This window comes from Acidobacterium sp. FHG110202_01 (assembly GCF_059115305.1).
Map to the genome: position 1 here is coordinate 483,641 of NZ_JBZYWJ010000003.1, position 18,233 is coordinate 501,873.

Below are 18,233 nucleotides of genomic sequence, written 5' to 3' on the forward strand. Positions count from 1 at the left end.
CAGCAGATATGCAATTCACAAGCGCGAAATGGGCGTTCATTCCTGCTGTCAACTCTCCAGGCTTGTAGTCGTAACCGCCGGGGAAGCAACTTTACGGTTGGCGAGCGGCCTCAGTCCCTTGCCCCGCAGGCGAATGCGCAGCGCAATCGCAAGGAAACAGACCACAGTTGATATCTCGACAAAGACCTTGCCTCCATCGAGCAGATCGGGATGGCCATCCTTGAGCGCGGGATCGGTCAGAATACTGTGCAGGAACAGCAGCACGGCGGCAGGAAAGACCAGGTAATGCGTCTTCCGCCAGAGGGGCCGTCCGATACGCGCCCGCAGAAGCGAAGTGATGAAGACCAAAAGCAGCAGATACATGGCGACCGCGCCGGCAAGATTGAGCTTCGGCTGCAACGGAGACTGAATAGGCAGCAGGATATCGAAGACGCGGAAATGCGGCTTGTCGATGAACAGCAGCACCACCGGATGGCTGAGCATCAGCAGGACCGTGCCATAGGCTGTCCACTGATGCAGAGCAAAGATGTTTACATGTCGATGCGGCCAATAACGCACCGGGCTGTAACGCAGAGAGATGAGCAATCCAAGAAGAAGATTGATCGCAGCCCCGCCGGCGGCGCCTAGACCAAGATATGCGCAAAGATCCAGTAAGGTTATGCCCATCAAGCGGTACAGCTTCTCCTCTTCATCTTCAGCCCAGGTGCAGAATGGTTTCGGCGGCCTCGTGCAGCCACGGAGCGATATGCGTCAGAAATAAGATGGCCGTTACAAGGGTCGCTCCCCCACATGAGAGCAGCATAGGTAATGTCAGGCCATCCCCGATACGCGGACTCTCAAAACCAAGAAGCCGGTCGATGCGCGCGCTCAGCTCATCTTCGTGCGCGGCGAATCCTGTGAAGAGGAAACCTTGCCCGGCTGCGGGAATGGACTTCGCACAGGCTATAAGGCTTTCAGCCAGCATCAGGGCGCGGGGCTGGCTGCCATTGACTGCCTCATCGTCCGCAGCCCAGTCATTGTAGCGCTGCCACAGGCGCATCGATGTTGGCCGCTTCCTTGTATGCAGGCCGAGATGCGGAAGACAGGTGAGGGTAAAGAGCTTCCAGTTGTCGCGATGCCGAACGTGTGCGCGCTCGTGGTCGAGTGCAATGGTAAGAGCCTCGGCGCTCAGCTTTTCCTGGTCAAGCATAGTTTTTGCAATGAAGATGCGAGGACGCAGAAGGCCGACGAGCGCGAGCGGAGGACACGGTCCGGGAAGACTCATCAACCCTGGCTCTGAGATCGATACGCTCTCTGCTCTGCGCTCAAGCTGCACCGCTCGCCACCACATCCTGAGTCCATGCACCAGAGAGCGCACGTAGCGGGCGAGCATCAAGGCCGCGGCGGTGATGCTGAGATAACCAACCCGCTCAGCAAAGAGATTCGTTTCGGCAGCGACATACCGCGGGACGAAGAAGACGAGTGTAAGCAGAAGTGCGAGCACCTGGGTCATGACCTGCCCCCAGAAGAGGAGCTGCTCCTGCCGGCGCGCCCCGCTGCGGTCGAGCATCCGGGCCAGACGGGGAGAGGCTAGCCAGAAAGCGAGCTCAGCAAAGGCCTGCGCAGCGCCGATGCCGAGCAGAGCGAGGCACAAGAGCCGGAATGAATACGAGAGAAGCATCAGCGATTCTTCTCCTTCTTTGCCAACCGGATCTTTTCTTCGAGGTCGGAGAGAAGCTTTTTATCGTAATGCTGTACAGCATCGACAAAGCAGGAGAGCAGAACGTCATGGCTTGTGACGGAACCGGAGAAGAACTGCCGCACCATGTTCGTGGTTCGATCCTGCTCCAGTGTGCATGCGGTGACTGCGGCGGAATAAACGAAGGCGCGGTCCTGCTTCTCGCGCATGACCAGGCCCTTCTTGAAGAGGCGGTCGAGGATGGTCATGACCGTGGTGTAAGCAAGCGGCGCGCTAAGGCGGTCTGCGACCTGCTGCACAGTCGCGCTGCTGCAACCCCACAGCACCTCCAGGACTTCGCGTTCGCGCTCTCCCAGTCGGCTGGCCGTGGGGCCGCCGGCGAGATAGTCTCTTCCGCGCAAGTGCTCCTCCTCTTTAAATTGGGGGTCACGACCAGAGACGGCGGGGGAAGACTCATAGTTTCGCCCAGTAAAGGGTAAAGCAGGATAAATTCGCCGCACCAGAAATTCCTGTGCTGGTCAGTATAAATATTCCCTATACTGTTCTGACCTCTGGAGTTCACCCTGAAATGATTTATGCCGCATGGATGAACGAGGAATGTATCTTGTCCGTAAGAATCACATTTAACTGATTTCTGCTTCGCGGCGCTCAGAAGCGAAGCTTCATTTTGATTGAGGCAGAGAAATTCCATGAAGAATCGTTATGCTTTGTTCCTGGCTCTGGTAGCGGGCATGGTTGCACCCGCCGTTGTTAAAGCACAGTCCGGCCCGGTAGATCCCAGCCTGTTCTCTGATATGCGATGGCGAGAGATCGGACCAATGCGCGCAGGGCGCACGCGGGCACTCGCCGGAGTGACGAGCGAGCCCGCTACTTTTTACTTCGGCGCGGTCGATGGCGGCGTATGGAAGACGACCGACGCCGGAGCCACCTGGCACAGCGTGTGGGACAAGGAACCGACAGGCTCCATCGGCTCGATTGCGGTTGCCGAGAGCGATCCCAACACTGTCTATGTGGCCAGCGGTGAAGGGCTGGCGCGGCCTGACCTCTCGGTAGGAGATGGCGTGTACAAATCAACGGATGACGGAAAGACATGGGAGCATTTGGGCCTGCGCGACGGCCAGCAGATTGGGCAAATCTCGGTCGATCCGACCGATGCCAACCGCGTCTTTGTTGCGGTCACCGGTCATCCGTATGGTCCGAACGAAGAGCGCGGCCTGTATCGCTCGACCGACGGCGGCAAAAGCTTCAAGAGAGTGCTTTTCGTCAACCAGGAAACAGGCGCTTCTGATGTTCAGATCGATCCGCAGCACCCGAACATTGTCTTCGCTGGCATGTGGCAGCGGCGCGAAGGACCATGGGAGAACGGCGCATGGTCGGGCCCGGACGGAGGGTTTTTCCGCTCCGATAACGGCGGCGACACCTGGACAAAGATCGCTGGCCACGGCTTGCCGGACAACATCGTGCAGGTAAATGTAACCATCTCGCCTGCTGACTCGCGCCGTATCTATGCCGCAGTGGCGTCACTCGACGGCAAGGTCGGCATTTATCGCTCGGATGATGGCGGTGCGAACTGGGTGCATGCTTCGGTGAATGATGAGCGTCCCGAGGCGCGCATCGGCGGCGGCGATCTTCCCGTGCCGCGCGTCGATCCGAAAGACCCGGATACGCTCTATGTGGCTACGACCGTCACCTGGAAATCGACGGACAAGGGCGTGACCTGGACCGGCTTTCGCGGATCGCCAGGCGGCGACGACTACCAGAATGCCTATATCAATCCGAAAAACCCGAAGATCATTGCGCTGGCGAGCGACCAGGGCGTGTTGGTATCACAGAACGGCGGAGAAAGCTGGACGCAGTGGTACAACCAGGCCACGGCGCAGATCTATCACGTAACCGCCGACAACGCATTTCCCTATCGTGTCTGCGGAGGACAGCAGGATAGCGGTAGCGCGTGTGTTTCTAGCCGCAGCAACGACGGACGCATCACCTTTAACGACTGGCATCCGGTAGGCATTGAAGAATATGGCTATGCGGCTCCCGATCCTCTGGACCCGGACATTGTTTATGGCGGGAAGGTGACGCGATACGATCGCCGAACGGGCCAAATCCAGAACATAGAGCCGAAGCCATTGCGTAGCTATCGCGTACTGCGCACGGAGCCGCTGATGTTTTCACCGGTCGATCCGCACCGGCTGTACTTTGCTGCCAACACGCTCTGGCTCACGACGGACTACGGCAAGAACTGGAAAGAAATCAGTCCTGACCTGAGCCGCGAAACGTATGACCTGCCGCCGACATTGGCTGCCTATAAGGATTCGCCGACCGCCAAACCAATCCGCCGTGGAGTGATTTATTCGCTGGCGCTGTCGCCGCTTGACGTGAACCGGCTGTGGGCGGGTACCGATGACGGGCTCATCTGGACGACGACGGATGCCGGAGCAAACTGGCAGAACGTGACTCCACCAGAGCTCAAGCCCTTCTGGAAGGTCTTCAACATGGACCCCGGGCACTTCGATACGCAGACTGCCTATGCCGCTGTCAACACGATGCGACTCGACGACATGCGTCCACACCTTTTCCGCACGCATGACGGCGGCAAAACATGGAAAGAAATCAACAACGGCATTCCTGACGGCGCGGCGACCAGCGCCATCCGTGAAGACCCTAAACGCAAAGGGCTGCTCTATGCAGGAACCGAGACACAGGTCTATGTCTCCTTCGATGACGGAGACCACTGGCAGTCGCTGCGGCTGAATATGCCGGCCAGCTCGGTGCGCGATCTTGAGATCAAGGATGATGACCTCATCGCAGGCACACACGGACGCGGATTCCTGATTCTCGACAACGTGACGCCGCTGCGGCAGATTGCGGCATCGAGAGTTCGGGGAAATGCGCATCTTTATGAACCGCAAACAGCGCTGCGCATCCGTGGCGATATGAATCCGCCAACGCCATGGCCCCCGGAGATGGCGACGGGCGAGAACCCACCGAATGGCGCGATGATCGATTACTACATAAGGCCGAAGTTTTCGGGTGAGGTGACGCTGGAGATCCTGGACAGCAAAGGCGGACTGGTCAGCCGATTCAAGAGTACCGACCCAGTGCCTCCACTCGATCCGCGTTATCCTGACCCGACACTCTGGGCCCGTGCGCCGCGCGTGCTGTCGGCTGCGCCGGGCCATCACCGCTTCCTGTGGGACATGCAGTATCCGCAGGTGCCGGGCATGTCGACCGGACCCGACGCAGAGCAGGCAGTTCCGCATGATACGCCGTCCGTCTCGACTGCGCCGTGGGTAATGCCGGGGATGTATACGGTGCGGCTGATTGCAGGCGGCGAAACGCTGACAGCTCCGTTGAAGATCGTCATGGATCCACGCGTGAAAACATCGGAGGCCGATCTTGCTGAGCAATTCAAGGTGTCGAAATCGATCTACGACGACATGCTGAAGGCGACTGAGGCCCTTCATCAGATCACCGTATTGCGCGATCAGTTGAAGGCGCGCTCATCGCAGCCTGCGATTGCTGATGCATCGGATTCACTTGAATCGAAGCTGAACAAGATTGCAGGCTCCGAGCGTGGAGAGCGTGGTGGACCGCCTCGCGGAGGCTCGGCACGACCAGCAACATTGGGTTCGGTGCGCATGCAACTGGCGCGTCTTGAGCACTCCATTCAGAATGCAGATGTTGCTCCGACGACTGCGCAGGTCGAGGCCTGCCAGATCGCGGGCAAACCGCTGACGGACCTGTTAGATCAATGGGAGCAGCTCAAGAAGACCGATCTCAAGGCTCTGAATGCGACATTGCAACAGGAGCATCTGGCAGTTCTTCGTCTGAATACGGACAAGATCAACCACGACGTCGAAGACCAGGTCGAGATGGGAGACGAACAGTAGCGGAGAAGCTGAAGCTGCAACGGCAGCTCTGCAGAAAGCCCACTACTACCGCTGGTAGTAGTGGGCTTTCTGTTTTAGGTATGGAACAAAAGAATTTTCATTCTTCTTTCATCATTTCCACCCCAGATTCTTCTTGGAGGCGCATATTGCGTCGTTTTTCTTTCTTTCTCGTTCTGGTCTTTTCGCTCGTTGCTGCCGCACAAACTACGGACACCGCCATTCTGCAGGGCACAGTTACCGACCAGACGAACACGGCTGTGGCACAGGCTGAGATCACAGTACAGAATGCTCTTACCGGCCTGCGCCGCACTACGACAACAGACGTGGCTGGCGCTTTTCTCCTGGCCGGGCTGCCCATCGCCGGTGAATACCAGGTCACGGTCGAGCGCCAGGGTTTTGCTCCAGCACACGTCGATCACGTCACACTCGCCGCGGGCAGTGCTGCACGCATCTCGGTGGCGCTGAATGTTGCTGCGGAGAACACGGAAATCCGCGTGGTTGGCTCAGCCAGCGATGTAAGAATCGACCAGCCGCAGCTTGGAGTCCGCCTGGGCTCGCAGCAGATTGAAGAGACTCCGCTTCTCGGGCGGCGCATCACGTATCTTCCGCTGCTCAACGCAGCCAATCGCCCGGCAATCAACCAGGGCGACGTCTTCATGAATGAGAACCTCTTCACCACAAACGGAGCGGGGCGCAGACAGACCTGGTTTGAGCTGGACGGCAGCAACGGCAATGACAGCTGGGGACGTCAGACGATCTTTACCAACATGCCGCAGATGGCCGTCGATGAGATGACGGTGCTCACCAATGGATTTTCTGTGCAGTATGGCGCGGGCACAGGAAGTGTCGTCAATATCGTTACGCGCAGCGGCGGCGATGCGCTGCATGGTCAGCTGCTGGAGCTGTGGAGACCAGCAGGGCCCGAGGCTTCGCTCTCTGGATTCACTCCGGGGAATGCGGGCAGCGGCAACGATCTCACCAGCGATACGCTCGGCCAGACAGCGGCAGCACTCGGCGGCAAGATTGGCAGAGATGGAAAAACGCACTTCTTTCTCGCAGGGGAATTCAATCGCCAGAACCGCGAATCTCCGATCATTTCACCCCTCGCTCCCGGAAACTATGACGGACATTACCGAGGCTGGCTTGGCTTTCTTCGTCTCGACCGCCAGCTCAATGAGCGCAACAATGTCTTCCTGCGCCTGAATATGGATCACTTTTACGACACGAACCCCAACGGAATTGTCGGCGGCAATTCACTGCCGAGCGTCGCGCGCATCTTCCGGCGTTACACCTATTCCGGGGAACTGGGCGAGACGGCGGTCCTCAGTCCGGGCATATTGAACAACGTGCGTCTGCAATTTCAGCTCGCATCGCCTATCACGGAATTTGATCCGGTTGTCTTCGGCACGCAGTATGTTGTGCCTATTACCAGCTCATGCGGCTCGACCGCCTGTGGCACTTTCACCTCGGGCACGTCGCAGTCAGCGTTGCTGATGAACCGGCAATACAACGTAAACGAAATTCTGGCCATCGCGCATGGACATCATCAATTCAATCTCGGCGGCAGTCTGGTCTATGCGCATACAGGCGGCAACAGCAAGGAGTTTGGCGGGCCGATCTTCCTCGGCTCGTTCACCTACAAGCCCTGCTCACTCTCTGTAGCAGACTGCGAGAGCTCGACATACCTGAATAACATCGCGAATGTGCAGAACTACCAGCAGAGTTATGGCACTGCCGACTACACAGTCGATGATCAGCTCTGGTCGCTCTTTGCGCAGGATGACTACCGCGTTTCGCGGCACCTCACTCTCAACCTGGGCCTGCGCTATGAACGCCAAACCTTCACAGATGCCAAGCTGAACTTCGCGCCGCGTGTTGGTTTTGTCTATGACACCACAGGAAAAGGAACGATCATCGTGCGCGGCGGCTTCGGCATCTATCACTCGCAGATCGTCGATAATTCCGAGGCGAACTATGTACTGGGCAGCCCTGAGGGCGTCTTCAATTACACGGCCACTCCAGGGCAGGTAGGCTTCCCTGCAAGCGTTGCGGATGCCCCGCGGCCATCGCTGCCCCCTGGCGCTCAGGTGCCGGTGCGCAGCCTTTATGTGCGGCCCGGCGACAGTGCATATCTCGATCAGTTCTTTCCTACATCGGTGCTGCAAGGCTATCCCGACAAACTTCTGAATCCCTACTCAGAGCAGTGGACGCTGAGCCTCGAGCACCAACTCACGGCGCAATGGGTTATGAGCATTGATTACGTCGGCACGCACACGCTGCGCATCGGCCGGCCTCTCGATGTGGACGCCCCATCTTATTTCCCGCGCACCGCCCCAGGACAGGTGCGCTCAGCACAGGCGGCGAACTGTACGCGTCCATACTGGATTTACTGGTACAACCAGAACGACATGACCTGCGATCCGGCAAAGGCCACGAATCCGCAGCCCGCGTACAACACCATCCAGACCGATGTGAACGACGGCTATCTGCACTACAACGCACTCGATGTGAACCTTACGCACAACTTCAGTCATGGATTCTCCATTCTGGCAAGCTACACATGGTCGCATACGCTCGATAACGTCGACCCTGACACGACCAGTCAAAATCCGAATGATGCGAACTTCACTGGACATGAAGAGTACGGCAACGCGATTTACGACCAGCGGCATCGCTTTGTGCTGAGCGGCTTCTACATGGCGCCGCTCAATATTCGCATCGGCGGAGTAACAACGCTGGCGAGCGGGCTGCCCTACAACCTGACGACCGGCGTCGTGAACAATGGCGATACGGGTGGAACTACTGCGCGTCCCGTAATCAATGGAGTAGTAGTTGGCAGAAACACAGGACGCGGCAACGCGATCTATTCGGTCGATCCTTATGTTGCGCGTGCTTTTCCAATTTACAAGGAGCGCGTTCAGCTTGACCTGCGCGCCGAGGCTTTCAATGCGCTCAACCATGCGAATTTTGTGGGATACAACGGAACATGGGGCAATGGCGCCACGCCGGGAACAGGCTTCGGACAGCCTCTGGCTGGCATCACCAATCAGTTGCCTGCGCGCATGATGCAGTTCTCAGCCAGGGTGTCGTTCTGATGCTGCAGTTGTCATCTTTCTTGAAGTGGCTTTCTCTGGCAGCTTTGGTTTGTCTTGTGGTTGTGAATGCTGGAGCGCAGTCGAATACCGGCTCAATCTCGGGGACAGTGGTCGATCCGCATGGGAAGAATGTCGCGGATGCTGAGGTCACGATTCGCAGCACTGATCTCGCGGCGAAGCGATCTGTGCGGACGGACAGCAACGGCGCATTTCGCGTCTCCGGTCTCGTTCCCGGCGCGTATGAGGTTCAGGTCAAGGCAGAAAGCCTGGTCCTGAGGCCACCGGTTCGCCTGACGATCAGTCTGGGCAGCAGCACACAGCTATCGATTCGCCTCAAGGTGGCGGCAGTGAGGCAGAGCGCCACCGTTCGCGCACAGGGAGAGACATCAGAAGGCAACACCCTTCCTCCCGCGATCAATAAGAGCGAGCCCTCGGTGAATAACTTCTTCGCCGGCATGACCGTGACTTATCTGCCGAACCGCGACCGTGACTTCACGCAGTTTGGTCAGCTCGGGGCGGGCTCGCATGAGGATGAGTCTGGAACAGGAGTGATCGTCTCCGGCCAGCGCGCATCGGCTGTGATTACTGAGGTCGACGGCACTAATTTCAACAGCCCGCTGCTGGGTGGACGGCGCGGGTCGGAGGATGGCGTGTTCTTTCTTCCGCAGACAGTGGTCCGCGAGTTCCAGATTGTACGCTCCGGCGTAACAGCAGACACGGGCGGCACCAATGCCGGGCTGATCAATGTGGTCACCAAGGAAGGCTCGAACAAATATCACGGCGAGGCCTTCTATACTGGCCGACCTACACCCTTCACCTCAGCGGATGCCTTCGGGCACTCACTCGACAGTCTGCAGAACACCTTCGGCGGATCGTTTGGCGGGCCTATTATTCGCAACCGCAGCTTCTTCTATGCAGGGGTAGAGCAGGATTTTCTTCATGCGCCTTACTTCGCGCAATTCGAGCCGCAGGCCGGCGATGTTGTGATTCCTTCGGCGATTGCGACGCAGCAGGGACAGATCACTGAAAGGAACTCGCCGACAGCCGGATTTGTGAGGCTTGATTTCCTGCTGAATGCGGCGAACACGCTGAACCTGCAGCTCAGCGCAAACCGTGTTCGCGCCTCGAACGTCGGCGATGGCCTCACACGCAGCATCGGAACAGAGGATTATGCCTCATCGCTGAGCGGCCAGAGCTTCTGGAGCCGCGCCGGCCTCACCACAGTCGTCAACAGCCGCAGCGTCAACCAGCTTCTTGTTGCCTGGTCGCCCGATCATCGCAACCTCTCACCAAATTCGACGACGCCTGAGTCCTTCATCAACGGCTTCGGCATTCTTGGCGGCAACAGCCTGGGACAACATCTCTACAGCTCGCGCCAGCTGCAGCTTGCCAATACTCTTTCAGTCGAGCACGGCGCGTCCTCCTATGACATCGGGAGCAGTTTCGCTTACGACCCGATGTATGAACAGCGCGAAGCGAATCTGGGTGGCCGCTATGACTACAACTCACTCGCCGATTACCTGGCGAATGCGCCACGCCGCTTCCAGCAGACTTTCGTTACAGGCGACACACACTTCTCCGGATCGATTCGCGAGCTGAGTCTCTTCGCCAATGCGAAACGCGAGCTGCATAGAGGACTAACGCTAACGGCCGGAATCCGCTGGACCGGGCAGTGGAATCCGCAGCCGGGCCATCCCAATCCTGCGATTCCTCAGACACAGAAGATCCCGAGCGATCTTGCGCAGTGGCAGCCGCGCGCCGGTCTCGCATGGAATCCGGTAAGCAAGACAGTCTTCCGCCTTTCTGCGGGACTCTACAATGCGCCAACTCCGGGAACCATCTTCCATCGCGTCTTTGCCGACAACGGCATGGAGACCGTCGTCGCCGACAGTTATTTCGATCCTGAAATCACGCAGCCGCTGTCTTCTCCGCCGCCTGGATTGACGCAGCCGCAGGCGCTTGTTGTCGGCATGGATCGCGGCTTTCGCAATCCGGCTTCTGCACAAACTGCATTCAGCATCGACCAGCAGGTCGTGCCTAAACTTGAGCTCAATGCCGGCTACCTGCATAGCTCGACGTGGCATGTGCAGCGGCGTCTCGATGAAAATCTCAGCCCTCCGACGATCAATGCGCAGGGTGTTCCGGTCTTTCCTGCGACGCGCCCGGACGCTGCCATAGGCCGCCTGCTAATCAATCAATCTTCCGCGCATTCTTCGTATAACGCCTTTGTGCTTACCGCGACTTCGCAGATTTCGCGCCGCTCGCAGCTGGTGGCGAACTACACTTTGTCGCACACGAGAGACGACGACTCCAACATTGGACCGTACAGCATGGATGCTGCGGTTGATCCATATGATCTGCGCGAGGAGCGCGCATTTTCATCACTCGATCAACGTCACGTCCTCAGCCTGAGCGCTATCTTCAATCTGCCTGTCGGGTTCAAGCTCAACCCACTGTTGGTAGCGCATTCCGGCCAGCCGTACACGCCGATCATCGGCTTCGACACACAGGGCGACGCCAATGACTGGAATGACCGCGCGATCCTCAACGGCAGAATGGCTGGACGCAACAGCCTGCGGCAGCCTGCGTTTTCGGATTTCGATCTACGGATTGTCAAAGACTTCACGCTGAAAGGTGAAGGGCACCACCTTGACCTCTTCATGGATATCTTCAATCTCGCGAACGCGGGCAACCGCAACTTTGGCCCGGAAGGGGTGAGTTTTTACGGGCTTCCCGAAGCGCCTGTTTTCAGCGCAGGTCAGCCGCTCTTCGCTCCGGGAGCAACGCGGATTGGAGGCCCAAGAGCGATCCAGTTCACGGCACGATTGGTCGCATTTTAATCCCGCGCGCTGACTTTCCATCCTGTGTAACCGGGAGGCTTTGTATTTGCGCCTCCCCGATTCTGTTGTATTCTTCCCTTTTCAATTCAAATTCATTGTTTGCAGGAGCGGCATCGTGCTACGTCTGCCTCGTTGTCTCGTATTGCTTGCGTTTCTTTCTCTCACAGGCGTCGCAGCGATTGCACAGCAGTATCCTGCGAATTTCTTCTCCGGTCTTGAGTGGCGCGATGTAGGACCGATGCGCGGAGGCCGTACTTACGCGGTCGCCGGACATGCAAGTCAGCCCGACACTTTTTATTTCGGCTCCGTGGGTGGCGGCGTTTGGAAGACGGAAAACAGCGGACACACCTGGTTTCCGATCAGCGATGAAGGGATTCCCATCGGCTCGATTGGCGCAATTGCGGTAGCGCCGTCCGATCCCAATATTATTTACGTGGGCACAGGCGAGCCGGATATCCGCAGCCAGCACTCCTACGGCATTGGCATGTTCAAGTCAACGGATGCGGGCAAGACGTGGACGCACATCGGCCTTGAAGAGACGCGCCAGATTGGCCGCATCGTTGTCGATCCTTCCGATCCGAACCTTGTCTATGTTGCGGCGCTCGGTCATGTTTATGACTCCAATTCAGATCGCGGCGTCTTTCGTTCAACCGACGGCGGCGCGCACTGGAAGAAGATCCTCGCAAGCGCCAAGTATCCCAACGATGTGGGCGCGGTGGAGCTGGCGCTCGATCCCAACAATCCGCACGTGCTTTATGCATCGCTCTGGGCCACGCGCCGACCGCCTTGGTCCGTGTATGCGCCTTCGTATATGCCGGGCAGCGGGCTCTATAAGTCCACCGATGGCGGCGATACCTGGAAGCAGCTGGCCGGCGGTCTGCCGACGGATGACTTTGTAGGCAAGATCGGAATCGCGGTCGCTCCGAGTAACTCCAATCGACTGTGGGCCGTCGTGGACGATGTCGGAAGCCCTGTTGCCGCGCCGCTCATGATGGGTCCGCAGGCTGAGAAGAAAGGGCCGCCGCCTCCCGGAGGCGTGTATGTCTCCGATGATGCAGGAGCAACATGGAGGCTGGTGAACCGCGAGACGCGCCTGTGGGGACGCGGCTGGTACTTCGAATCAGTCTCTGTCGATCCGAAAGACCCTGACCGCGCTTACGTTATCAACACTGCAACCTATATGACCACTGATGGGGGCAAAACATTCGTCCCCATCAAAGGTGCACCCGGCGGAGACGATTACCACCAGATGTGGGTCAATCCGAAAGACGGCAACCGCATGGTGCTCAGCAGTGACCAGGGGACGGTCGTGAGCGTGGACGGCGGACGCACCTGGAGCACCTGGTATAACCAGCCCACGGCGCAGATCTATCACATCGCCGCCGACAATCGCTTTCCCTACTGGCTCTATGGAGCGCAGCAGGACTCGGGCGGCGTAGGCGTCAGCACATGGTCGCGCCAGGGCGTTCTCTCGTTCCGCAACTGGGAGCCGACTTGTCTCGCCGGCGAAAGCAATACGGTCGTGCCTGACCCGAAGGATGGAAACTTCCTTTACGGAGGAGGCGCGGCGCGCTGCGACCAGGCGTTGAACCTTTCCGCATCGCTCGGAGGCGAGCTGCCGCCGCCCGATCCGAATGACCCGAATCGCAAGACGTGGACGCTGCCGACAGTTTTCTCGCCGGCAGATGAGGCCCTGTACTTCTCCAACCAGTTCGTGATGCGCACACGCGACCGCGGACACAAATGGGAGAAAATCAGTCCTGATCTCGCGCGCGTCAATCCGGAAGTGCCGAAGACACTCGATCCTGTCACAGCCAAAGATATCGACCAGCCGATGAAAGACCGCTTCGGCGTTGTCTACACGATCAGCCCCTCTTCACTCGATGCAAAGACTATCTGGGTGGGGACGGATGATGGCCTCATCCACGTGACACGCGATGACGGCAAGACGTGGCAGAACACGACGCCGCGCGAATTGACTGCGTGGAGCAAGGTATCTCAGATTGAAGCCGGGCACTTCGACATCGGCACCGCTTATGCATCAGTCGATCGTCATCGCCTTGCGGACAACAAGCCCTACATCTATCGCACTCACGATGGCGGCAAGACATGGCAGAGCATCGTCACCGGCATTCCTGACGGCGCTTTCGTCAATTCGGTGAAAGAAGACATCAAGGTCAAAGGCCTGCTCTTCGCTGCCACTGAGCTTCGCGTCTATGTCTCCTTCAATGACGGAGATCAGTGGTATCCGCTCGAGAACAACATGCCCGTCACCTCGGTGCGCGACATTGTTGTGCATGGAGAGGACCTCGCAGTTGCAACCTTTGGCCGGGGCTTCTGGGTAATGGACCAGATCGCTGCGCTGCGGCAGATCGCGCAGAAGGGACGCGATATTGCCTCGTCAAGCGCCTATCTTTTCGAGCCCGGTGAGACGCTCGCCATCCACAACGGAAGCATGAACGGCACGCCGCTGCCGCATGAAGAGCCTCAGGAGCAGAATCCTCCCTACGGCGTTGTTGCCTACTACTGGCTCGCGAACACTGCCTCGCAGCCTCTGAAAATCGAGCTGGTAGACAGCAAGGGCAAGGTGCATGCCTGCCTGGCCAGCGATACTCCCGTGCATCCTGTCGATACCGAAGCCATCAATGTGCAGGCTGTGTGGATGCAGCCGCCACAGCCGCCTTCTGCCGCCGCTGGAATGCACCGCGTAGCGCTCGGTCCTGACCAGCGTAGAGGGTTCGGCTTTGGGCGGGGCGCGAATGTAACGCCGCCACAGGATGCCTGTCATCCTGCCGGCTCGCAACCCGCGGCGCCTGCTGAAACTCCAGTGCGCGGACGGCGCGGGCCTGAATTTCTTGAGCCCGGCAACTACACCGTGAAGCTGACCGTGGACGGAAAGACTTACACGCAGCCAGCCGTTGTGAAGGCCGATCCGCGCGGCATGTTGCAAGGCGCCGCTCCCGGAGATAACGACGACGATGATCAATAAGAGACCAGGGCTGGCGGAGCGCCTGATTGAAAGATATGGCCAGGCGCTCCACCATCTTTGCCTTGTCTCTTTCGTGGTCCTCTCTGTTCTGCCGCTCAGTGCGCGCGTCACGCATGTTGAGATTGCTTCGCGCAGCGATGTGCTGAATGGAAAGCCCTTCGGCGATGCAGGAAGTTATGAACGCATCACCGGCCGCGTTTACTTTTCGCTTCCCGTGGTAAACCCGCACAACCAGAATATTGTTGATCTCCATAACGCAGTGAACCTGAAAAATGGCGAAGTCGAGTTCTCTTCCGACTTCATCGCTGTCCGCCCCAAGGACACTGCAAAGGGCAATGGCTCCATGCTTCTCGAAGTTCCCAACCGAGGCCGCGGGCGCATCATTTCTCTGGTCGATGGCGGCGACTGGGACCTGGCCAACACTGCAGGAGATGCCTGGCTCCTGCGCCAGGGGTACACCGTCGTAAGCCTCGGCTGGCAATGGGATGCGGCCGGTGCGGATGCATTGAAGTTCTTTGCTCCCATAGCAAAGGAGAACGGAAAGACGATCACCGGATTACTGCGCGGCGACCTGATGCCTTCAAAGATAATGCCCGAGATCCCGCTCGGCCACCTGATTCTCGGCAACATCGGAGGCATTGAGTATCCGGTCTCCGATCCTGACGATTCTCGCAATGTGCTTACCGTCCGCGACTCGCGCGATGGACAACGCACGGTGATTCCACGCTCAGACTGGCAATTCGCGCACACAGCCGACGGCAAACTTGTTCCAAGCAACAGGCACATCCACCTGAACGGTGGTTTCCAGCCCGGCAAAATTTATGAATACGTCTATGTTGTCGCAGATCCTGTTGTGGCCGGAGGAGGCTTCGCCGCCATACGCGACTTCGCTTCCTACGCCAAGCATGCGCCTGATGCAATCGCTCCTGCTGTGCGTGTCTATGGCCAAGGCATTTCGCAGAATGGCCGCTTTCTGCGCGACTTTCTCTACGAGGGATTCAACGCTGATGAAGAGGGCAGGATCGCGCTCGACGGCGTTCTCGCTCACGTTGCCGGAGCTGGCCGCGGCAGTTTCAACTACCGCTTCGCGCAACCATCGCGCGACGCACAGCCCACCTCTTCAGTTTTCTTCCCGACAGACATCTTTCCCTTCACCGATCAACCGGAACAGGATCCCGTTACAGGAGAATCCGGCGGATTGCTCGACCGCGCGGTTGCAGACAATGTCGTACCCCGCATCTTTTTCTCCAACACATCGTTTGAATACTGGGGACGCGCGGCAGCGTTGATTCATATCAGCGCCGACGGCAAACACGACGCAGTAATCTCGGACCATGTCCGCATCTATCACTTCACCGGCCTGCAGCACTTCTCAGGTCCATTTCCCCCGGAAAAAGGCAAGGGCGATCTGTTGGGACAGGAGCCGCAATCGCCGCTGCCGATTAAATATTTCTGGCGCGCGATGATCGCGAACATGGATGCATGGGTACGCAACAACATGCCTCCGCCGGCAAGCAGTTACCCCAGGATTGCTGATGGAACTCTCGTACCCTTGCGCGAATATGCGCTGCCTGCCATACCCGGCGTGCATCGCCCGCATGAAGCAAGCGAGGCATGGCGCGTCGACTTCGGCCCGAACTGGCGCAACGGCATCCTGAGCATTCAGCCGCCGAAAGTTGGCCAGCCGTTCCCGGTCATGGTGCCACAGGTCGATGCAGATGGAAATGAGCGGGACGGCATCCGCCTGCCTGAGATTACGGTTCCACTTGCAACCTACACCGCATGGAACCTGCGCGACCCTTCGATCGGCGCGCCTGACCAGCGCGTTGCCTTCGAGGCATCGTACATTCCTTTCCCCCGGAATGTCGAAGAGCGCAGAAAGACAGGCGATCCACGCAAGTCGATAGCAGAACGCTACTCAGGCCAGGATGACTACATGAGGCGTTATACAAATGCCGTAGACGATCTGGTAAAGCAGCGCTGGATTCTTCCGGAAGATCGCGCTGCCCTTCTGCTTCGTGGCGAACAGGAATGGGCTGGCGCCACGACGATGACGAAATAGCTGCCGATCCTCAGATGCGCATAGGCATAATGATGTAGCGGTACTTGTAGTCTTCAGAGCCGTCTTCGGGGCGCATCTGGCCGGCGGATTGCGCGTCTTTGAACTCCAGGCGCACTTCACCCGAGTTGCCGGTAGCCTTCAGGAAGTCCAGCATATAGGCGGAATTGAAGCCGACGACCAGCGGATCGAAGCTATAAGGCGTTTCTATGACGTCTTCGGATTCGCCCGAGTCCGTGGATGAAGAAGAAATCTTCAGTTCGTTCTGCTCCACGCGAATCTTGATGGCGCCCGAGCGTTCATCGGCAAACTGCGCGACGCGCTGAATGGAGCTGGTAAGGTCCTCGTTACGCACCACGACAAACTTGTTATTGTCGCGCGGCATCACGGCTTCAAAGTTCGGGAACTGGCCCGTCAGCTTGCGACTGGTGAGGGTACGGTGGCCGATGCGAAAGAACAGCGTCTGCTCGTCGTCGGCAAACTCCAGGTACTCGTCCTCGCTCGCTGCCAGCAGGGACTGCAGTTCAGCCAGAGCCTTGCGCGGAATGAGAGTCCGCTTCTCTCCGCTTATGCCGGACAGGCTCTCGCCTGATTTCTCGATGTGTGCAAGTCGGTGGCCGTCGGTGGCTACCATCGTGAGGCTTTCCGCTTTCAGGACCAGCAACGCGCCGTTCAGCGTGTAGCGTGATTCTTCATTGGAGATGGCAAAGATGGTCTTCGCTATCAGGTTCCTGAGAGACGCGCTGGGGATCTTCGTAATGCTGGCTTCCGGAAACTCCGGAACCTGCGGGAAGTTCGCGCGCGCCATGCCCACCATCTTGGTATTGGAGCGGCCGGCGCGAATCTGCACCCAGTGGTTTTCCAGCAGCTTGATGGAGATATCGCCATCGCCCAGCAGCTTGATGTAGTCATAGAGCTTCCGAGCCGGAATCGTGCAGGCTCCTGGCTTTTTCACCTTGGCAGGGCAGGAGGTCTTCATACTCTGGTCAAGGTCTGTTCCAGTGATGGTGAGCTTGTCATCAGTCGCTTCGAGCAAAAAGTTCGAGAGGATGGGGATCGTGGTTTTGCGCTCGACTACGCTTTGCGTTGCTGTCAACTCACGCAGCAGCTCCTGCCGGCTGATGCTGATTTCCATAGCTCCCTGTGCCGTCTGTTTCTCCTGCTCTACGCCCACGCCAGGCATACCTTCCCCCCCTTTAGGGATTTGCCACACTTTACACCACAATGCGCTGAAGAAAAAGCGCACAAACCCTTGGCATTCATTCTAGAGACAAATTACGAAATTGTACCTGCGGAAATCGTGCCGGGACACAGGAAAACCGGAATGACAGTATCCGGTAGTGGCAGCACGACTACCATTTTTATTAGAGAAGTTAATCTTTCTATCCAGCCGTAGCAGTAGATGGATTCGGAAAAGTGGAAAGATTGCCCGAAACCATGCAGGAGCGTGTTTTTGGCTGGTACATGTTTTAGAAAAGCGGTCTTCCGTAAAACGAAAAAACAGGAATACCGGATGAAAGCATCAAAAACCGTACCCTGTCCTCCGCAGCTCTCACAGCTGGCTGCAAAAGGGTGTGTGGAAACTGCAGCCTCGGCGTGGAAAGCATGTTCCTGTGCAGTGAATACGCGCGTTCCACGATAGGGAGAAATCCACCGGGTGCGGCTTATCCGCAGAATCC

At 58.0% G+C, this 18,233-nt stretch carries 9 protein-coding genes; 5 read left to right on the plus strand and 4 right to left on the minus strand.

Annotated features, from left to right (window positions below; all coding sequences use genetic code 11):
• Positions 1 to 48: 48 nt before the first annotated feature.
• From AC5S16_RS08435 to AC5S16_RS08445, 3 genes are read right to left on the minus strand one after another with little or no spacing between them, the layout of a single operon-like run.
• The gene (locus tag AC5S16_RS08435; RefSeq protein WP_493929603.1) at positions 49 to 666 is read right to left on the minus strand and encodes a ferric reductase-like transmembrane domain-containing protein; all 618 of its coding nucleotides are present in this window, start codon (positions 664 to 666) and stop codon (positions 49 to 51) included.
• A 28-nt stretch (positions 667 to 694) separates the two neighbouring features.
• Positions 695 to 1,660: a M48 family metalloprotease gene (locus AC5S16_RS08440; protein WP_493929604.1), complete on the minus strand. Its 966-nt coding sequence runs from the start codon at positions 1,658 to 1,660 to the stop codon at positions 695 to 697.
• Positions 1,660 to 2,079, minus strand: a complete 420-nt coding sequence (locus AC5S16_RS08445; RefSeq protein WP_493929605.1) for a BlaI/MecI/CopY family transcriptional regulator — start codon at positions 2,077 to 2,079, stop codon at positions 1,660 to 1,662. The genes AC5S16_RS08440 and AC5S16_RS08445 overlap by 1 nt, the downstream gene beginning before the upstream one ends.
• Before the next feature lie 288 nt (positions 2,080 to 2,367).
• On the opposite strand from AC5S16_RS08445, the gene AC5S16_RS08450 reads away from it, so the two are divergent.
• The 5 genes from AC5S16_RS08450 (at position 2,368) to AC5S16_RS08470 (ending at position 16,557) form a co-directional block, all read left to right on the plus strand.
• Positions 2,368 to 5,571 carry a VPS10 domain-containing protein gene (locus AC5S16_RS08450; protein ID WP_493929606.1) on the plus strand — a complete coding sequence of 1,068 codons (3,204 nt, stop codon included), beginning with the start codon at positions 2,368 to 2,370 and terminating at the stop codon, positions 5,569 to 5,571.
• A gap of 146 nt (positions 5,572 to 5,717) precedes the next feature.
• Positions 5,718 to 8,666: a TonB-dependent receptor gene (locus AC5S16_RS08455; protein WP_493929607.1), complete on the plus strand. Its 2,949-nt coding sequence runs from the start codon at positions 5,718 to 5,720 to the stop codon at positions 8,664 to 8,666.
• Positions 8,667 to 8,686: 20 nt separating this feature from the next.
• The gene (locus AC5S16_RS08460) at positions 8,687 to 11,506 is read left to right on the plus strand and encodes a TonB-dependent receptor (protein ID WP_493929608.1); all 2,820 of its coding nucleotides are present in this window, start codon (positions 8,687 to 8,689) and stop codon (positions 11,504 to 11,506) included.
• Between the two features lie 115 nt (positions 11,507 to 11,621).
• Positions 11,622 to 14,495 carry a WD40/YVTN/BNR-like repeat-containing protein gene (locus AC5S16_RS08465; protein WP_493929609.1) on the plus strand — a complete coding sequence of 958 codons (2,874 nt, stop codon included), beginning with the start codon at positions 11,622 to 11,624 and terminating at the stop codon, positions 14,493 to 14,495.
• Positions 14,485 to 16,557 carry an alpha/beta hydrolase domain-containing protein gene (locus AC5S16_RS08470; RefSeq protein ID WP_493929610.1) on the plus strand — a complete coding sequence of 691 codons (2,073 nt, stop codon included), beginning with the start codon at positions 14,485 to 14,487 and terminating at the stop codon, positions 16,555 to 16,557. The genes AC5S16_RS08465 and AC5S16_RS08470 overlap by 11 nt, the downstream gene beginning before the upstream one ends.
• Before the next feature lie 10 nt (positions 16,558 to 16,567).
• On the opposite strand, the gene dnaN is transcribed toward AC5S16_RS08470, so the two are convergent.
• Positions 16,568 to 17,737 carry a DNA polymerase III subunit beta gene (dnaN, locus tag AC5S16_RS08475; RefSeq protein ID WP_493929611.1) on the minus strand — a complete coding sequence of 390 codons (1,170 nt, stop codon included), beginning with the start codon at positions 17,735 to 17,737 and terminating at the stop codon, positions 16,568 to 16,570.
• Between the last annotated feature and the right edge of the window lie 496 nt (positions 17,738 to 18,233).

What these genes read in the sequence shown, in the direction of transcription:
- AC5S16_RS08470 (WP_493929610.1), top strand. Translation starts at nt 14,485, where the DNA reads ATGATCAATAAGAGACCAGGGCTGGCGGAGCGCCTGATTGAAAGATAT.
- dnaN (WP_493929611.1), bottom strand. Translation starts at nt 17,737, where the DNA reads ATGCCTGGCGTGGGCGTAGAGCAGGAGAAACAGACGGCACAGGGAGCT.
- AC5S16_RS08435 (WP_493929603.1), bottom strand. Translation starts at nt 666, where the DNA reads ATGGGCATAACCTTACTGGATCTTTGCGCATATCTTGGTCTAGGCGCC.
- AC5S16_RS08450 (WP_493929606.1), top strand. Translation starts at nt 2,368, where the DNA reads ATGAAGAATCGTTATGCTTTGTTCCTGGCTCTGGTAGCGGGCATGGTT.
- AC5S16_RS08440 (WP_493929604.1), bottom strand. Translation starts at nt 1,660, where the DNA reads ATGCTTCTCTCGTATTCATTCCGGCTCTTGTGCCTCGCTCTGCTCGGC.